The organism is Gemmatimonadota bacterium (genome assembly GCA_009841265.1).
In the GTDB taxonomy this organism is placed as follows: Bacteria; JAAXHH01; JAAXHH01; order JAAXHH01; family JAAXHH01; genus JAAXHH01.
Window position 1 is genome coordinate 1 of sequence record VXMB01000009.1, and the last position, 18,603, is coordinate 18,603.

Consider the following 18,603-nt stretch of genomic DNA (forward strand, 5'->3'; position numbering starts at 1 on the left):
TAAGCGGCCTCAACGAAGCGGGCACGACCATCATCATGGTGACCCACGACCAGACACTGGCCGACCACGCCCACCGGATCATCCGCCTCTTCGACGGGCGGATCGTGCAGGAAGCAGCGGCGTAGGCGGAGGCACTGGATCCGTTCCTGGGCCTCGGCTAGGATCTACCGGGTGGTCAGCCAGTCCCAGAAGCCGGCGGGTTCCTTTTTCGGGGCCGCATCCTGGACGTCTTCCGAAATATACAGGGTCGGCATCAGGTTCAGCATCTGGTTGCCCCGCCATGCCCTGTACCCCCACTTGTTGGTCTCCAGCGCTGCGCCGCGTACGTAGGGCCGCCACATTTCATTGATCAGGGTGTGCCAGAGGAACACGCCGCCCACGTCGCGGACCAGGATTTCCTCCGCTTCCTGGTATAACGCGTTGCGCCGGTCCGGATTTCCCACCAGCACATTCGCCCGAAGCACCAGATCTTCGAACTGCTCGTTGTACCAGGGATGCCTGCCGTTAGACAGCCACAGCGTGAGCAGGTTGCTGGCATCTACGTAGTCATAGCGGTAAGGGATAAGCGCCAGGGTGAGTTCCTTGGCGTTCATCGTTTCCGTAAACACCTTCCTTTCCACGTTCCGCACCCCGACCTCGATATTCAGATTCTGCCTCAGCATGGCCTGGACCGCCTCGGCGGCCGTGCTGTTCACGATGGTTTCTCCCCGCAGCCAAATACTCACGGCCGGGAATCCCTTGCCATCGGGATAACCCGCCTGCGCCAGGAGGTTACGCGCCATTTCCGGATCGTAGGCCTGGATGGCGGCCAGCGCTTCGGAGTTGGCCGCGGGAAACCCCGGCGGCGACATGGCGGCGGCCGGCAACGCGATGTCCCGCAGGGCCGAACTCATGAGCGAAGCCTGGTCGACGGCGTGGCTGAAGGCCCGGCGCACCCGCCGGTCGTTGAAGGGCGGGTTGTAGGTATCCATCAGCAGATAGTAGGTCTGGAAATCCACGTAGGTGTTCAGGTGGTCTTCCAACGCGGGATTGGATTTGACGCGGTTTATTTCGGCCTGGTTGCTCAGCACGATGTAGTCGACTTCGCCGGCTTCGTAGGCGGCGAGGTAGGGCGGTTGGGCGGCGGCGTTGAAGAGTTGCGCCGTGATGCGTTCCAGGAAGGGCTTGTTGGGACCCCGGTACGTGGGACTCGGCTCGAGGACGATGCGGTCGTTGATCGTCCATTCCTTGAGCCGGAAGGGACCGCTGCCCATGTGAGTCTCGGCCCGGGTCGACCAGGCCGGGCCGTATTTCTCGAACAGATGGGTGGGGGTCACCCAGCTGTAATTCAAAAGCTCCGGCGCGTAGGGCGTCGGCTGGGTCGTGGTGAAGGCGATGGTGTGCTCGTCCAGCGCTTCGACGCCCAGCGAGTCCAGCGGCATGCGGCCGGCCACGACTTCTCCCCAGTTTTTGATGGGACGGTAGTACCATTCGAAATCGAACCCGGTCTTCGGATCGGCCCAGCGATGGAACGAAGACTCGTAGTCGTAGGCCGTCACGGGACGCCCGTCGCCGAAAATAAGGTCCTGCTGCAGATGGAAAATCCAAGTGAAGCCGTCTTCGGTCACTTCCCAGTGCGTGGCCGCGGCGGGGAGCAGGTTGAAGTCCCGGTCGACCCGGGTCAGCGGCTCGTTCGTAATGGCGAAACCGAAGACCTTCTGGTAAGAGGAAACGGCCCGGTCCATGAACCGGTTGTTCAATTCGAAGGTGCGCAGGTGCTGATGCTCAGGCGGCGCGGCGTCCGGGGGAAGCGTGACGCCCACGGAGTTTACTTGAGCCGGCTCATCCTGGCCGGATGGGTCGGCGACGGCGGACCCCAACAGCGTGTAATACAGGAGTGCCGCCAAGCCTGTCAATACAACCGCGGAGGCGAGGATACCCCGAATACCCCATGTTCTCATGTGTGATGGCATACCCATAAAGCGGACCGATCTGATGATTGAAGCGGTGAGCAAGGTCCCGTCAACGCTCGGTCAGCCCACTCCGGGGTCCGGCCTGCCTGCGTGACGTCGTTTCCCGGGATACATCCTCAGTAATATAAATCGTCGTCATCAGGTTCAGCATCTGGTTTCCCCGCCAGGCCCTGTATCCCGATTCGTTCGGTTCCAGGGCTTCGCCGCGGACATAGGGTCGCCACATCTCGTTGACCAGGTCGTGCCATAGGAACACGCCGCCCACGTCGCGGACCAGGATCTCTTCCGCGTCATGGTAGAGTTGCGCACGGCGGCCGGGATCGCCCACCAGGTGGTTGGCCCGTTCGACGAGTACCTCGAACCGGTCGTTGCGCCACGGATGACGGCCCCGGGACAACCACAGGTTGAGCAGGTTGCTGGGGTCGAGGTAGTCCCATCCGTAGGCGATCATGGAAAAGGGGATCTCCTTGGCGTTCATGGCTTCTGTGTAGACCTTCCGTTCCACGTTCAGCACCTCGACCTCGATATTCAGGTTTTGCTTCAGCATGGCCTGGATGGCCTCGGCGGCCACTTTTCTGAGATAGGCTTCGCCGCGCAGCCACATGGCCATCTCCGGGAATCCCCTGCCATCGGGATATCCCGCTTCCGCGAGCAGTTTGCGGGCCCTTTCGGGATCGTACCGTTGGATATGGGCGAGTGAATCGGGACGTGCGGCGGGAAATCCTGCCGGCATCATCGATACGGCGGGCACCGCGATGTCCTTCAGGGCGGATTTCATGATGGCCGGCTGGTCGATGGCGTGGCTGATAGCCTGGCGGACGCGCAGGTCGTGGAAGGGAGGTCCGCGGGTATCCATGAAAAGATAGTACGTGGTGAAATTCGTATAGGTATTGAGATGGTTTCGCAGTACTGGGTCGGACCGGACCCGGTTGATCTCGGCCGGGTTGTTCAGCAGGACGTAATCGACCTCGCCCGCCTCGTAGGAGGCGAGAAACGGCGGCTGGGCCGCGGCATTGTACAACCGGGCAATGATCCGCTCCAGGTAGGGTGTGCTGGGTCCGGGGTAGACGGGATTCGGTTCGAGGACGATGCGGTCATTGATCGTCCACTCCTTGAGCCGGTAGGGGCCGTACCCGATGTGGGTTTCGGGTTTTGTGGACCAGGCGGCCCCGTATTTCTCGAACTGGTGGGTGGGTGTCACCCAGCTGTAGTTGAGCAAATGAGGCGCGAAAGGCGCGGGCCGGGTGGTCGTAAAGGCGATGGTGTGCGGGCCCAGCGCCTCGACGCCCAGCGAGTCCAGCGGCATCTTCCGCGCGACGACCGCGCCCCAGTTCTTGATGGGCCGGTAGTACCATTCGAAATCGAAGCCGATGTCCGGGTCCGCCCATCGCCGGAACGTGTCCGCGTAATCGTAGGCGGTTACGGGCTTGCCGTCGCCGAACACCATGTCCTTCCTGAGGTGGAAAACCCAGGTGCGGCCGTCCTCGGTCACCTCCCAGCGGGTGGCGGCGGCGGGCACCAGGTTGAAATCGCGGTCGACCCGGCTGAGCGGTTCGTTCGTCAGGGCAAATCCGAAGGACTTCTGGTAGGAGGACGTGGCCCGGTCCATGTACCGGTTGTTCAGCTCGAAGGTCCGCAGGACCTGCAGGGAGGGCGGTGCGGCGTCCGGAGGGAGCGTCACGCCGACGGAATTGACCTGGCCGGGCTGGCCGGGCTGACTGGGCGGACCAGGTTGGCCGGAGGAACCAGGCGGCCCTGACGGCCCGGACAGTGCGTCCGACGCGAGGGCAACGGCAATCATCAGCAAAGAAGCAGGGAGCAACAGGCAGATCTTCGATCGCATGACTACCCCGTTCAACCGTCATTCGGATTGCGCACTTCGACGGGTTTCTGGTACAGCAAGGCGAGGATCTCGGTAAACTGGAGCGGACTGACCCCCACGCCGTCTACGCTCACCGTCCAGTGCAGGTGCGCGGCGGTCACCCGGCCCGTGGCCCCCGACAGCCCCAGCAACTGTCCCCGTGACACCTCGTCCCCCGTTTTCACGTACAGCCGGCTCATGTGCGAATACCCGGTGTGGATGCCCATGCCGTGTTCGATGAGGACATGGTTGCCCGAATAGAACAGGTCCTGCGCCAGCTTGACCACGCCGGACTGGGCGGCGTACAGGGGCGTTCCTTCGTAGGCACGCAGGTCGAGTCCGCCGTGGTAGCTTCGAAGCAGACCGTTGAACACCCTTCGAGTCCCATACGGGCTGGTGATGGTCTTCTTCTCCACGGGGTAACGGAACGTGTCTTCCATCATCACCGTATCCCGTACCGCCTCGTACGCCGCGGCGATGATCTTCTGTTCACGTGCGATACGCCGGAAGTCCGTGACCGAGGGCGTGACCCGGCTCTGCGGTACGCCGCGGATCTGCTCCGACCGGTACGGGCCGGCAACTATGGTGAACGGGAGTTCCCGATCGAAGATCCGATCGCTTTCGGTCCACTCCACGTGAACGGTATCCGATCCCGGCGCCGCACGATAGGGAATGCCGATCAGCGCGAACAAAACACCTTCGGGCCCGGTCGGATGAGGGTACAGGCGATGGATCCGGGCACCCGTCGAAACGGTCAGGTCAGCCACGCGATCGGCCGGACCAGGGAGATCGACCCGCTCAATCGGAAGATCAGCCGCACGACCGGCTTCCTCGCCGGGACCGTACGGGATGCACTGCAGTAATAGGGTATGGCCGTTCGCCACCCGCTCATCGGAAAGGTGGAGCGAGAAAGCCCGCTCTCCCAGATAGGCCCGTGGCGCGTGGAAGAAGGTCTCGCCACCCAGGCAGACGGCGGTCAGCGCCAGGGCAAGAACAAGATTCATGGGACCGGGCGGGAATCCGGGTCGATCCAGGTCGATCCGGGTGTACACAGGGACCGGTCTCGACGGCATCCCCGATCTGGACGACACGACCGATCCGGGCTATACCTAATCATTATAACCATTGCACCACTCCCAAAACAGTTTTTTGAACCGAACGCTGGGCTTCGGCAGGCAACCCTCGCTACCGGGGGTTCAAATCCGGGATGCCGCGGCTGACCTGCACTTCGAAATCTCCATCCGGCGGCACGCGCCGGGCGAACGCGGGAGAGCCGCCCTGGTCGGGCCAGTCCCGGAGGATGCCCCGGACCGCGCCGGTCGCCCGGTCCAACATGATCGCGGCGGACGGCCCTCCGCTGCGATCCATCGTCGTCACCCCTTCCGGGCCGGATAACGCGATCCGATGTAAACGATCGAGCCAGTCTGTCCGGACGGGAAGCACGAAGGCGAAAACGCGCCCGGCCCCGTCCGCGACGTCCACCGCGCCGAAGGACAGCGCGAAAAGCGTGTTCTCCGTTTCGTCTTCACCGGTGAGGCGATAAGGACCGCCGGTCTCCGGCAGGACGGGCGGGGCGTCGACCGCGAAAGCAGGATGGAGGACGATTTCACCCAGGTCGTTCACTTCGCCCCATAGCAGCAGGTTGGTCGCGGAAGCGGCGCGCGCAGCAGGAACGGGCGTTTCCAGGGACCGCCGATAGATCAGCGCCTTGACGAAGTGGAAGTCGCTGATCCATCCGGGAGGGCAGTAACTCATCAGGTCGTGTTTCCGCGGCGACACCAGCGATCCCGACAGGAGATCGTAGCCCCATGCGCCGGTAGTCCCGTCGGCGTAGGGGTAGTCGGGGTCCACACCGGCCGGGCCACCGCACGGCGCGTGCCTCAGGTTCATGTTATGTCCGAGTTCATGGGCTATGATCTGTCCGTTCAGTGCCGACACGCCGATGCTTCCGGGGATGACGGCGACGCCCACGCGTTCGCTGGCAGGGAGGATGCCCATATAGTGTCCCCGTGCGCCGTCCAGGATGCGAACCACAAAAACCTCGATCAGGATCGATATGGTGTTCTTCGCCTCCGAGGCCACCGAAGTCCACACGGGTTCGCGCACGTTCAGATGGAGATCGCCTACCGGCAACGTTTCCCGGGTAAGCCTGAACAGTTCGTCATGGGGCGACAGGCCCGCGGCGTAGTCCGCGAGCGCCCAATCCGGATTCTGCGTCCACAGAAACGGGACCAGGGTAAGATCCAGGGGCGGTATCTCCGTCACCTCCTGGGCCAGCCGTCCGGCAGGCGGCAGGCGGCGATCGACGTCCGAAGCGGAATCCGGTATGCTGCCGGGATCGATTTCTATCACCATTTCCAGGCCCGGCCGAACGACATAGGCCGGAATATGGGCGTTAGATGACGCCGCGAGGTCTCCCTCCTCAGGACGGTCCGGCAGGCTGTAGTCTCCGCCCGGCATCTCGGCCGTGTACACCGGAAGATTGTTCTGGTAGAAAGTAGCGCGTACCGGAGGCCGTTTGGCGTCGGCCATGCCGCCGTTCGTTACGAAGACGCGGAGGAGCGCGGGCTTGCCGGCAACCAGCGGCACCGGGTTCTCGAGGGACTGCACCGCTTGCGTGAGATATGCGGACGCAACGCGCGCGACAGTGCCTCCACAGGTGGAAACGCGCCTTTCATCGATGTTTTGCAGCCATGTCTGGGTCTCGACGTCTCGGGTTGCGCAAATTCGCGTGCCGGCCAGCAGCAGGGAGGCCAGGTCGAGGTTGAGCAACGCGCGCGGCAACGGCCCTAGCATTGCGCCGTTGTGGGAAAGACTCAGCGTCTTGAGGTTTCCGAGTGCTCCCAGTTCGGGTGGGACCAGTCCATTCAGCCGATTTGACGCCAGACTTAGCGTGACGAGATTTGCCAGTCGTCCCAGTTCGGGTGGAACGGGGCCCGTCAGCCCGTTGGCGGAGAGGTTCAGTTCCTCGAGGTTTGCCAGGCTTCCGAGTCCGGGCGGAACGGGGCCCGTCAACCCATTGGTGGAAAGATCCAGTTCCTCGAGGTCTGCCAGCTGTCCCAGTTCCGGCGGAACGGGGCCCGTCAGCCCGTTTCTACCGAGCTCGAGCGCGACGAGGTTTCGGAGTCGCCCCAGTTCGGGTGGAACGGATCCCGTCAGCCCATTGACGGCGAGATTGAGGACGGTGAGTGATTCCAGTCGTCCCAATTCCGGGGGAACAGAGCCCGTAAACTCGTTGGAGGAGAGCTCCAGTCGCCCGAGGCTGCGGAGGTTTCCCAGTTCCGGTGGGAGGGGACCGTGTAACCGGTTGAGCCTGAGGTCGAGGAAGGAGAGTCGGTCGAGTCGTCCCAGTTCGGGTGGAAGGGCCCCGGTCAACCCGTTGGCGGAGAGATCGAGGACGGAGAGGTCTGCCAGTCGTCCCAGTTCGGGCGGAATGTGTCCCGTCAGCAGGTTCAGTGAGAGTTCCATCGAGGTGAGCCGGTCGAGGCGAGCGAGTTCAGGCGGAATGGCCCCCGTCAGGCCGTTGCCGTAAAGACGCAACACTTCCAGCCGGTCCATGAGCGCCAGTTCCGAAGGCAGCCGCCCCTTCAGGTTATTGTACTGCAGGTCGATGGAGGTCACACGCCCTTCGTCGTCGGTCTCGACGCCGTGCCAATCCCGCAGCGGCGCTTCGCTGAGCCAGTTGGCGGCCTCCTTCCAGTAGGCGCCGCCCGTTTCGCCGTACAGCGTGGTCAACGCCACCCGGTCGGGGCCGACGGCCGCGGGACAGTTGTCGACCCGTATGTCCCCGACGGTGGACAGCCAGGCCTGATAAGCGGGTTCGGGCGGCGCGCAAAGTCCCGTTCCGCCCAACTTGAGGACCGTCAAGCCGAGACCAACCAGCGACGCAGGCAGCGGTCCCGACAGGCTGGAGTTGTTGGACAGGTCCAATATGCTCAAGGACCGGAGATCACTCAGCCGGGACGGCAGCGTTCCCTCAAGGTTGTTGTCTGCCAGGTCCAGGCTCGTTACCTGGCCCTGATCATTGATCGTGACGCCGTGCCAGGCGCTCAGGGGCGCGGCGGTGAGCCAATTTTGCCGTCCGGTCCAGTTCCCCCCGTCCGCCGCGTTGTACAACGCGATCAGCGCGCTCCGCTCCATGTCCTCGCAATTGTCCACCTCAACGTTGTCAATCGCGCGAAGCCAGGCCTGGAAAACCGCGTCCAACGGTGCGCACAGCGGAGTCCTCGCTAGCCCCAGGGATTCGAGGTGGTCGAGATTGGTCATGGCCCGGGGCAACGGTCCTGGCGAGAAGTTGTTACCGTTGGCGCCGAGTATCCTGAGCCTGACGAGTCGTCCGATTTCAGGGGGTATGCTTCCCGTCAACCGGTTGTAGGAAACCTCCAGCTCCTCCAGCCGGGCGAGTCGACCGATTCCGGGAGGTATGCTTCCGGTCAACCGATTGCCCAGGAGTGAAAGAGATCGGAGCCTTTCCAGCCGGAACAGATCCGCGGGAATCGCGCCCTCCAGGCCGTTCCGGTCGAGCAACAGTTCGGTCACCCTTCCTTCGGCGTCGGTCGTCACTCCGTGCCACTCGGAAAGGGGCGCGTCGCTCGACCAGTTCGTGGCGAGCGTCCATCCCGGTCCGCCGGTGCCGTCGAACAGCGCCACCAGGGCGGCGCGGTCCAGCGCGTCCGGTCCAAATCCCGAGACCGTGACTTCCACGCTCGCCGATATTTCCCCGGAAGACACGGTGATCCGGGCGTTTCCGTTCGACCGTGCTTCGAGGTCACCCAGGGCGTTCACCGAGACGACGAAGGGATCGCTGCTGGTCCAGAAGAGCCGCGCGTCCGGCACCGGGTTGCCGTTCCTGTCTTTGGCCACGGCGTCCAACCGCAGCGCCACGTCCGTCTTCGTCAGCGTCACGCTGGCGGGCATGACCTCGATGCGAGCGACGGCCTGCGATACCGTGACGGTGGCGTTTGCATGGAATGGCCCCGAAACGGCCGTGACAACCGCGGAACCGTTCTTCCGGGCCGTGACCAGGCCCTCGTCTGTCACGCTGGCCACTTCGATGTTTCCGCTGGTCCACGTCACGGCAGCGTCCGCGATCACCCGATCGTTCCCGTCCCGGACCGACGCGGTGAGTTGCACGGTCGCGCCAATGGCGTCCAGCTCGGCCTCGGCAGGCGATATCGTGATGCTGGCTGCCCGCGGCGGTCCCGTGGGGCTTTCCCGGCTGCACGACGGAAGGACGATGATTGAGAGGAAGACAGGAACGAGAAGGAATCTCATGGCCCGATTCCGTTGCGATACGCGTCGGCTCAACCCCAGCGGTATTCCGGCGGGTCGAAGACGAAACCGTGGAAGAATCGCCGGCGTGGGGGTGTGAGGCTGTTCAGGAAATCCCTGTCGTACCGCCACTGCTCCGCGCAGGCCAGCATCCACGGGTGTTCGTATCCGTAGTAGAGGATCACCCGCTTGCCGCCTTTGCGCGTGAACGGGCCGGCCGAATGCCACACCCCGTTGTGGAAGAGCACGGCCGTGCCGGGCCGTCCGCAGATCTGTACGGCCCCGGGCATTCCATTCTTCGCGTCCGGCTCGACCAGGGACTTGTGGCTGCCCGGTACCAGGGTCAGGTTGCCCTGGTCGGGACCGGACATGTCGCTCAGGTAGTATCCCACCTTGAACTGCAATAGCGGGATGTGAGGCTGGAAGTCACGAAATCCGTCCTGTATCCCGTCCGTGTGCCAGCCCTTTCCGTGGTGCTCTTCGGGTTCGATCTCGTAGATGGCGTCGGTCGAGTGCAGGTGGGGCATCTCGTTGAACAGACTGTGGACATAGTGCATCATCGGCTCGTAGTCGAGCATGTCCAGAAAGAGCGGATCTTCGGCCAGCAGGTGCATGACCCGTGCGTTGGCCGAATCCAGTTTGTCTGCGAAGGCCGGTTCGTGCGCTCGTTGGAACCCGGGGTCGCGGCGACGCGCAATCGTCCGCTCCAGCGCGGCGTTGAGCGCGTCGACCTGGGAATTCGGAAGGAAATCCTCCAGCACGAGGTAACCGTTCGTGTCGAATAGGAAGCGTTCGGCATCCGTGGGATGGGCCGGCATTTTAATGATCCCTCCGCATGTTGTCCGTTGTAATCATTCGTCCAACATCCTTAACGCCATGGTAATTGTCCGTCAAGTCCATTCAGAACTGACAAGCAGGAATGAAGTTGCGGTCCCGCATCCATACCTGTTCATTATGCGTCTTCCAGGGATTCGAAGGTCCATTCCGGGCGAACTATTGAGGCATTAAATGATCTACGACGGACACGCCTATTGCTTTCCTTCTCCGGGAGATATCGGAGGTTTCGACGATCATACCGAATTCCGGCGTCACCTGCAACTGTTCATGTCCCAGGCCCGGCAGCAGCCCGTCTGGCGGCGTAGCGACCGCGCGCCGGCCGACGCTACGGGGCTATACGATCCCGATCTACCCTGGCGTTTCGAGGGCCTGCGGAACGCAAACTTCCGCACCGGGAAACACGGACTGGCCGAGTGGTCGGTCGATGGCGAGGACTACGTCAAACAAGCGTTGCCGCCGTGGACGGAGGACTTCTCATTTTCACCGGAAAGCCTGGTGGCGGAGATGGACTACGCGGGCGTCGACCGGGCCCTCCTTCACCGCACGCCCTACATGGGGCTCGACGACGGTTACATCGCGGAATGCTGCCGCCGCTACCCGGAGCGGCTCCAGGGATTGGCCCAGGTCCCCGAATGGTGGATACCTGACCGGACCGACGAGGCCATTGCGAAACTGGAACGGGCGATCGGCGTTCTCGGCCTTTCGGGCCTTCAGTTCGCGCCCTTTCACCGGCCGCTCTATGACCTCTCCGCTGAATGGACCGGGTCCGATTTCGACCCGTTCTGGATAGCAGTGGCCGAACTGGGTATTCCTGTTTTCTTCACCCTCGGCGCGGTCGGATCGCCTTCCGCATACATCGAAGAGTTACGTTCGTTGAGTGCCTGGATGGACCGGTTCCCCGATGTCGACGTGATCGTGACCCACGGATTCCCCTGGCGGATGTTTGCCGAACGTGACCGGATCAACGTCCCCGACGAAGTGTATGAAGCCGCGCCCGCGGACCACCCCCGTTTCCACATCCAGATCCTCTTCGCCGTGTTCCTGCAGTCGCGCTGGGACTACCCCATGCCCCAGATGCGGCCCGTCCTGGAGAAGATGGTCGAATGTTTCGGCGCCGACCGCATCCTGTGGGGTACGGACATCCCCATCGTGCTGCTGCACTGGACCTACCGCCAGAGCCTGGACTATGTGAGGCGCTACTGCCCGTTCCTGGACGAGGACGAGATGGCGGCGATTCTCGGTGGCAATATGGAGCGGATTATGGGCGTGGGCGGGTTTGCCGGGTAGGGACGAGGAGGGTGATTTGGGAAAGCCCGGCGGCTAGCTCGCACTCCGGCCCAGACGGCCGTCTTCCGCGGCGAGCCATTCCGAATAGGGGCGCGGCATCGGACCGGGCAGGCCCAGACCGTGTTCCTCGCGCCAGCGCAGGAGCGGGTGATCGCGTTCCGCTTGCGGCAGATCCACACGCCGGCCGCGCGCGCCCGACTCGAAATGCCCATCAATATCTCCAGCACGTGGCGGCCGGCATCACCCGAGCACTCGTGCGCACGGCCCTCGTCGAGCGCCCGCACGTACTCGTCGGCGAACTGGTAGTCCTCCACGGAAGCGGGACCGGCCGGATCGTAGTGCTCCGGCACGATGGGGGCAAGCGGCTGCCATTCGGCCTGTCCGGGGGCAAAGTGCGGAGTAGACAGAAACCACGGGGCATCGCTTTTCCAATAGAGCCTGCCTTCGGTGCCGTAGATCTCGATCATATAGGCTGTCGAATCCATCACCGGGAAGCGGTGCTGCAGGAGGACACCCGAAAACCCGCCTTCAAAGGCAAGAGCCGCGGTCACGTGTTCACCGGCAATGTAGCCCATGCCACTCGGCGACGGCACCACGTCCTCGGGCGTGATCGGACGTCCATCGGTCAAGGCCACGGCTTGCACGCTTCGCACCGGTCCGGCCACGCCTAGCATGGCATTGAGCGAGTGCGTGGCGATATTCATCAGGCCGTAGCCGCCGTAGTAGCCCTTGCCGCTGCCCTGTATAAACCGCAAGTCGCCGATCCGGCCCTCGTCAACCGCCGCTTTGACCGCCTGAAGCGCACCGCCGCTGCGCCCCTGGTGATGCACGGCCACCTGCACCCCTTGCTCCGCGGCTTTGGCCAGCACCGCGTCGGCCTCGGCCAGGGTCGTACAAATCGGCTTTTCAATGTCGATGTGGACGCCGTGTTCCAGCACGCGCATAGCCAGCGGGTAGTGGAATTCGGTACCCGTGGGAATAGCGACAATGTCCGGAGCCTCGGCCTCGATCATCCGGTCGAGATCGTCGTAACGAGCCGCAACCCCCAGTTCGTCGCCGAGGGTCGCCAGCCGTTCGGGCACGAGGTCGCACAATGCCACAACTTCGGTGCGGGGATGCTGATGGTACGCGCGGCCCGCGGCCGTACCCCGGCCACGGCAGCCCAGAACAGCGACCCGGTATTTTTGCATGGTGCGATCTCCTTTTTCATCTACAGAATTCGAGAACAGAAGGTGTTAAGGCTACTATAAAGATTATCCGGGGGATTCACACGAAGTATCGGATGAATCAAATGACACCCGGTCGGTTAGATACAGGTAGATAACAACGTCGCGAGCACGGTCATTCGACGGATTCGGAAGGCGGATGAGAAAAGAACATTGCAAACGAAGTAGACACTTCACAACTATAAAAACAGGCCACAATCAATAAAGGAGTCGACATGAGTGATTGGATCATGCCTGTAACCACCGGAGCCTGTTTGATTCTCGGCTGGTTGTTCTTTATACGCGGTAAAATGGCTTCCAGGGAAGACATCAAAGACCTATCTAAAGAAGTGCATGACATGAACACCCGGCTAGGAAGAGTGGAGGGTGTGATTAGTAGATTGGAATTCGAATCTGTTTCAAGGAAACCTGGGAACTGATCTGCCGATCGGGTTGCAGTCGATAATGTAAAGCTGTTGACGCGGTGAATCGTAGCCTCGGAAGGGAACCGCATGCGTGGTCAAGCGTCCTCCACAGTGGGGTTTATGATTCATTTCCGAAAGAAAGGAAAGTCCATGCGATACCTGGTTGCGGTGGTATGCCTGGTAGTGGCGGCGTCGATCTCCGTATCCCTCATTGCCTGTGACGACCGCGATCCTGTTGTTGGACCAGACAACAATGGCGAACAGCAATCCGATGAGGGGGATCAGCCGACCAATGAAGGCGAACAGCGGACCGAGGAAGGCGACCGGGCACGGCTGGTAGAGATGCGACAGGAAATCGACGCACTCATCGGCGACGCGGCTGGGGCTTCGATTGCAGACTGTCGCTACGCGGGCATTGGCGCTAAGCCGTGCGGCGGACCCTGGGCGTACATCGTTTACTCAGCATCATCCACAGATCCGACGGAACTGGTCAGTCGGCTGGCAGAATACAACGCCTTCGAAGCCGAGATGAATGCGCTTTACGGGTACGTTTCCGACTGCTCGATTCCCAACATGCCGGTATTGGTATTTAGGGATGGACGGTGCGGCACGGAATGACGACTCGCCCTTGAACGACGTCGAACAACTCGATCAGTGCTGAATGAGTATGCAAATGATTGACCGATGCGAATCGAATACTACAAGATACGCAAGACCGGCCGGCGTCGGTCAGGTTAGTCGGCATTCAGTTTTTCCATGAGTTCAACCAACCGGGTCGTCGTATTCCAGTTTCGGACGGTAACGCGCTGGTACACGGGCATCGACGCGAGACGGCTGAGATAGCTCCGTGAGGCCTGGTCGATCCGTCTGGAGAAGTAGAGCACACCGCTGCCCGCCCAGGCTTCATCCACGCCGGGCCTGGTGGGGATGCCCTCCATGGCGGCTGTTGCCGTAAGTGGCGCTTTCAGATAGATCACGTCGTATCTGTACGTCTTCGGCCGTTCTCCAAACCCCGCCGGCGCATCGGAAACCACAGCCCGCATCTGCTTTCTTGAGCGCATCACGACACTCGCTTCGTAGTCAAACGCCACGGACAGCATCCCCTCGATGCTCTTCGTCAAGGTCCTGAGCCCGGTGGAAGGCGAACGGAAGATCACGTTCCCACTCTGGATATAGGTGACGACATCGCGGAAACATTCGGCCTCGAAGCAACTCCGGAGATCCGCCATCTTGATGATGTTCTTGCCGCCGACGTTTATTCCGCGCAGCAGGGCCAGGTAGGTTTCGTCCGAGGGTTTTTGTGCGGTCATTTCGTACCCCCTCTTTTCAATTGAATCAGTGCATGTAATGTAGTGGTTGAATTTAAGTAAAGAACGCCTAAAATTGGTTGAATGTAGTTTAGGTCATGGTCAATGACGTAACAGTGCCAGCGGCGATATCAGCCCGTAAGAGCGCCTTTATTAACCGTCATTTTACCAACAATGTCCAAGTTGTCACCATCGAATCATTCGGGAACTTCTGACAACACAGGCACCAGCCAAAGCGGCGGGACATTGAGCGCAAGGGCCGATCTGGCCTGGCTCGCGGGAATGAGCGCCTCTCTATTCCTCATCCTGCTGTCCTCCTCGAGCTACGTCGCTTCCCTTCCTTTCATTCGCGAAGCGTGGGGACTGAACAATACCCAGTCGGGCGTGATCTTCTCTTCGTACCTGGCCGGCTATGCCATTTCGTCTCTGCTCCTTGTACCCTTCACCGACCGGTTCAATCCAATTCGGATCCTGTTTATTGGCGTTGTATTGACGGCGAGCAGCGGTTTGCTGTTTCCCAAACTGGCGGAGGGGTTGTGGTCCGCCTGTCTGCTGCGATTCGCCTACGGAGTCGGTCATGTATGTGTCTACATCACCGGGATCCGCCTGGCGTCGCACCGGTTTGCCGGCCGTAGCCGGGCTACGGCCGTCAGCGTCTTCGTGGGATCAGGTTACGCCGGTACGACGGTTTCGTACGTTTTCATGGGCATCTTGCTGGACTGGTTGGACGGATGGGAGCCGGCATTTCTATCGACCACGCTTCCCGGTCTGGCAAGCGTTGTAATTGTTGCAATTCTTTCCTCCGGACGAAGTGCTCGGCCCCCACATGAGGAGAGTCGCCATGGAAATCGGGGCTGGCTGTCCCTGGCGCCGCTGCGCGACCGCCGGCTGATGCTGGTGATCATGGCCTATGCGCTGCACACCGCAGAACTCTTCGTAGCCCGCCTGTGGCTGCCGCTGCTTCTCGTTGCCGCACTCATGATGACGGGGTTTGATTCGGAAGTCGCTGCTTCGCGCGCCGCCACCCTGGCCGGCTTCATGTTCATGACGGGCATCTTCAGCGTGCTTTTGGGTGGATGGATGTCGGACCGATTCGGGAGAAACAGAACGGCGACTTTGATCTTCACGGTAAGCGGCATCTGTTCTTTTCTTGCCGGATGGCTGGTTGGACTTCCGATTGCCTGGCTGATTGCGCTGGGTTTCCTTTACGGGTTCTTTACGGCTGCCGATTCCGCCATTTACTCGACGGCCGTGACGGAACTCGCCCCGAGGAACCTGGTCGGGTCCGCACAGGCCGTGCAGTCCTTCATCGGGTTTGTCGTGGGAACCGGGGCGCCGGTTGTCGCGGGATCGATACTCGACCTTTCCGGCGGGCCGTCGGCCTGGATCCTGGTGTTCAGTTTCAACGGCGTGTTGGCCGTGGCGGGCATAGCGTGCCTGTTGTGGCTCCGGCGCATTCCGACCTCGAGCGTTACTTCGTAGATATCGTGCAACACGCTGGTTAAAAGGTGCGCAACATGCTGGTTGAAAGGTGCGCAACACGCTGGTTGAACGGGCAGATTACTTAAAAAACTTAACAAATTCGCGGTTTAGACAATTGATGCTTTCTATCTCTGTAGCCGATCCGTAAATTAACAGCCCGCTGACATACCAGATTCGCACCGAGCAGCACGAAACCATCCACTAACCGATGCACTTACCACCGAACAAGCAAATGCGTCCATTTGAAAATCCATCGCGGCCTGTATCCGTCTCCGGCCTTGGAACGTCCGGCCCCGGAACGTCGGGATTCGGATCGGCAGCCTGCCGCCGGCGCATTCTTGCTCCGGTCACGCTGCTCATCGCCCTGGCCGTCCTGGTTTCCTGCGGCGAGGATGGCCCTACCTCGCCCGATCCCGTGGATCCGCCCCGAGCCGCCAGGATAAACGTCGTTTCCGGCGACGGGCAGCGCGCGCTTGCCGGTTCGAGTCTGCGGGAACCGGTCGTGGTCCAGGTGCTCGACGAGGAAGAACAGCCCCTGCCCGGTGCGCTCGTCCTGTTTTCACCCAACCATGGTGTAACCGAACCGACAACCGTCGGAACCGGACCGGACGGCATGGCCGCCGCCCACTGGACGCTGGGTTCGACCACCGGACTGCAGACGCTGACCGTCACCGCTTCGAGCGCGACCGCCAACGTGAACGGCCACGCGATCTCCGTGGAAGATTCGCTAGACGTCCTGTTCGCGCCAGCCGAAGAGGACGAATTATCGGCGGTCCGCGCCGACTGGACCGCGCGGGACTTCTCTGCGGCAGGAGGGACGGTCGAGCTTGAGGAAGCCTACAGCATGGGAGGATATCCGACCACCTTGCGTGTCGTCTCGCACCAGGTCGAGGGATTACGCCATTTCGGCGCCATCATCGTGCCTGACGGCGCCGGCGCCGAGGGCCTCCCCATACTGCTATTCGCCCATGGCGGTGACGACGGCGTTTCGGTGGAAAGCACGTTATTTATATTAACCGTCGCCCTCGGAGAAATGACGGACGACTTCGTCTACCTGATCCCGTCGTTCCGGGACGAACCGCTCAGGTACGATGACCGGTCCTGGCTGTCGGATGGTCCGGCCAGTCCGTGGGACCGGGACGTGGACGACGCGCTGGCGCTGGTCAACCTCGCCATGGAAACGATACCGGAAGCCCAGACCGACCGGTACTTCGCGGCGGGGGCCAGCAGGGGAGGCGGAGTGGCGATGCTGATGGGGATCCGGGATGAACGTATCGCGGGCCTCATCACGTTCTTCGGACCGACGGATTTCCAGAACGAATGGGCGCGCGACATCGCTACGCTTCTGGTGAGCGGTGTGACCGTCGATCTGCCCGGGGTCGAATACCTGCGCACCACGTACGTCGTACCGTGGTGGACCGGGGACGTTACGCTCCAGGATGCCCGATTGGCGCTCATCCGCCGGTCCGCCGTCCTGTTTGCCGAGGATATGCCTCCCTTGCAAGTCCATCACGGCGACATGGACGGGGTGGTTTCCGTCACCCAGGCGGAATCCATGATTCAGGCCATGGGGGAGATCGGTCGCGGACCGCCTGAGTTCGAGGCCTATATCTACCCGGGTGGAACGCACGATATCACGTCGATGCCGAGCGCGATTCCCCGCGCGGTGGTGTTCTTGCGCAATCTCCTTGTAACAAATGGAGAATAAGCCGGGCAGGGGCTAACGAAGCGGACTGCAAAGGCGTCTGAGCGCGTCATGAGGTGGACATGGGACTCCAGGTCGGTATTGTTGGGACGGGTGCGTTCTCACAGTCGTTCATCCCCCTGTTCAAGGCGCATCCGCACGTAGAACGGGTGGTGCTGTGCGATTTGGACGACGAAAAAAGGGCGGTTGCGGCCACCCGTTTCGAGATCAGGGATACCAGCCCCTCCCTCGATGACCTCTGCGCATCCCCCGTGGACGCCGTGTGCCTGTTTACACAGAACTGGCTTCACGGCTCCCAGGCCGTCCAGGCCCTGGAAGCCGGAAAACACGTGTACTCGGCCGTGCCGCCGGGGATCAGCGTCACCGAGATCGAAAACCTTGTGGCCGCGGCCAGGTCCTCGGGCGCGGTCTATATGCTCGGCGAGACCAGCTACTATTATCCCGGCGTGCTGTATTGCCGGGAACAGTTCGCGCGGGGCGCTTTCGGCCAAATTGTCTACGGCCAGGCGGAATACTACCATGACTGGGACCACGGCCTCTACGACGTGGCGCGTTGGCGCGGCGGCGAGAACTGGCGAGATACAGCCGGCATACCGCCCATGTACTACCCCACGCATTCGACGAGCCAGATCATATCCGTCACCGGCGCCCGGATGACCCGGGTATCCTGCCAGGGATTTCGAGACACCCACGAGGACGGGATTTACGGGGCTAATGACTGGGCCAATCCCTTCAGCAACCAGAGCGCGCTGTACAGCATGTCCGACGGGAGTGTCTGCCGCATCAACGAGTTCCGGCGCGTGGGCCATCCAGGTTGCGTGCGCATGGGCCTTCAGGGGACCGAGGGCGGCTTCGAACAGACCGCCGCCGGGGCATCCTGGCTTCGCAAGGACGGGACCCGCGTGGAACCTCTCGACGACCTGCTCGCCTGCACCGGCCAGCCCGTGCCCGGAAGCGACCCGATGGACAAGGTGACCGCATCCGACGGCACCCATCTCGGCGTCTCCTCGGCGCACCCGGTCGAGCGGTTGCCGGAGACTTTCGCAGGGCTGCCCAACGGCCATGCGGGCAGCCACCAGTTTCTCGTCGACGACTTCGTGATGGCCTGTGTGAACGGTACGGTGCCCCCCAACAACGCCTGGGCCGCAGCCAGGTACATGCTGCCCGGACTGACGGCCCATGAGTCCGCGCTCCACGGGGGTGCTCTGCTTGAGGTGCCGGATCTCGGCGATCCGCCTGGCGCAGATTGACTCCGTTCTGGAACATTGCAC

The 18,603-nt window shown here is 62.0% G+C and carries 14 protein-coding genes; 7 read left to right on the top strand and 7 right to left on the bottom strand.

The annotated features are described in order from the left end of the window. The coding region (locus tag F4X08_05030) for a macrolide ABC transporter ATP-binding protein (protein ID MYD25157.1) at nt 1-125 on the top strand (125 nt) is incomplete at its 5' end. Nucleotides 126-164: 39 nt separating this feature from the next. Here F4X08_05030 and F4X08_05035 read toward each other — a convergent pair. From F4X08_05035 to F4X08_05055, 5 genes are all read right to left on the bottom strand, one after another. Beyond that, nucleotides 165-1,958 (bottom strand): peptide ABC transporter substrate-binding protein, encoded by a 1,794-nt coding sequence (locus F4X08_05035; GenBank protein MYD25158.1) that lies wholly within the window; start codon nt 1,956-1,958, stop codon nt 165-167. A gap of 43 nt (nt 1,959-2,001) precedes the next feature. Beyond that, a complete protein-coding gene (locus F4X08_05040) occupies nt 2,002-3,795 on the bottom strand; it encodes a peptide ABC transporter substrate-binding protein (GenBank protein MYD25159.1) in 1,794 nt (597 codons plus the stop codon). 11 nt (nt 3,796-3,806) lie between these two features. Then, entirely contained in the window at nt 3,807-4,904 is a 1,098-nt protein-coding gene (locus F4X08_05045; GenBank protein ID MYD25160.1) for a M23 family metallopeptidase, read from the bottom strand. Between the two features lie 94 nt (nt 4,905-4,998). Beyond that, nucleotides 4,999-9,087, bottom strand: coding sequence for a hypothetical protein (locus F4X08_05050; GenBank protein MYD25161.1), 4,089 nt, complete (start codon nt 9,085-9,087; stop codon nt 4,999-5,001). 29 nt (nt 9,088-9,116) lie between these two features. After that, nucleotides 9,117-9,902 (bottom strand): phytanoyl-CoA dioxygenase family protein, encoded by a 786-nt coding sequence (locus F4X08_05055; GenBank protein ID MYD25162.1) that lies wholly within the window; start codon nt 9,900-9,902, stop codon nt 9,117-9,119. 190 nt (nt 9,903-10,092) lie between these two features. On the opposite strand from F4X08_05055, the gene F4X08_05060 reads away from it, so the two are divergent. Next, nucleotides 10,093-11,208 carry an amidohydrolase gene (locus tag F4X08_05060; protein MYD25163.1) on the top strand — a complete coding sequence of 372 codons (1,116 nt, stop codon included), beginning with the start codon at nt 10,093-10,095 and terminating at the stop codon, nt 11,206-11,208. Here F4X08_05060 and F4X08_05065 read toward each other — a convergent pair. After that, a complete protein-coding gene (locus tag F4X08_05065; GenBank protein MYD25164.1) occupies nt 11,118-12,398 on the bottom strand; it encodes a Gfo/Idh/MocA family oxidoreductase in 1,281 nt (426 codons plus the stop codon). The two genes, F4X08_05060 and F4X08_05065, sit on opposite strands and share 91 nt — an antisense overlap. Nucleotides 12,399-12,649: 251 nt before the next feature. On the opposite strand from F4X08_05065, the gene F4X08_05070 reads away from it, so the two are divergent. Both F4X08_05070 and F4X08_05075 read left to right on the top strand, forming a co-directional pair. Then, on the top strand, nt 12,650-12,853 hold the full coding sequence (locus F4X08_05070; GenBank protein ID MYD25165.1) for a hypothetical protein: 204 nt from the start codon (nt 12,650-12,652) through the stop codon (nt 12,851-12,853). 135 nt (nt 12,854-12,988) lie between these two features. After that, a complete protein-coding gene (locus F4X08_05075) occupies nt 12,989-13,456 on the top strand; it encodes a hypothetical protein (GenBank protein ID MYD25166.1) in 468 nt (155 codons plus the stop codon). Between the two features lie 116 nt (nt 13,457-13,572). On the opposite strand, the gene F4X08_05080 is transcribed toward F4X08_05075, so the two are convergent. Continuing rightward, entirely contained in the window at nt 13,573-14,148 is a 576-nt protein-coding gene (locus tag F4X08_05080; GenBank protein ID MYD25167.1) for a DUF1697 domain-containing protein, read from the bottom strand. Between the two features lie 171 nt (nt 14,149-14,319). On the opposite strand from F4X08_05080, the gene F4X08_05085 reads away from it, so the two are divergent. The 3 genes from F4X08_05085 to F4X08_05095 all read left to right on the top strand — a co-directional run bounded on the left by F4X08_05085 (nt 14,320) and on the right by F4X08_05095 (nt 18,582). Next, the gene (locus tag F4X08_05085) at nt 14,320-15,627 is read left to right on the top strand and encodes an MFS transporter (protein MYD25168.1); all 1,308 of its coding nucleotides are present in this window, start codon (nt 14,320-14,322) and stop codon (nt 15,625-15,627) included. Between the two features lie 232 nt (nt 15,628-15,859). Next, a complete protein-coding gene (locus F4X08_05090) occupies nt 15,860-17,335 on the top strand; it encodes a hypothetical protein (protein ID MYD25169.1) in 1,476 nt (491 codons plus the stop codon). Nucleotides 17,336-17,394: 59 nt separating this feature from the next. Continuing rightward, nucleotides 17,395-18,582, top strand: a complete 1,188-nt coding sequence (locus F4X08_05095) for a Gfo/Idh/MocA family oxidoreductase (protein ID MYD25170.1) — start codon at nt 17,395-17,397, stop codon at nt 18,580-18,582. The last annotated feature ends 21 nt before the right edge of the window (nt 18,583-18,603 follow it).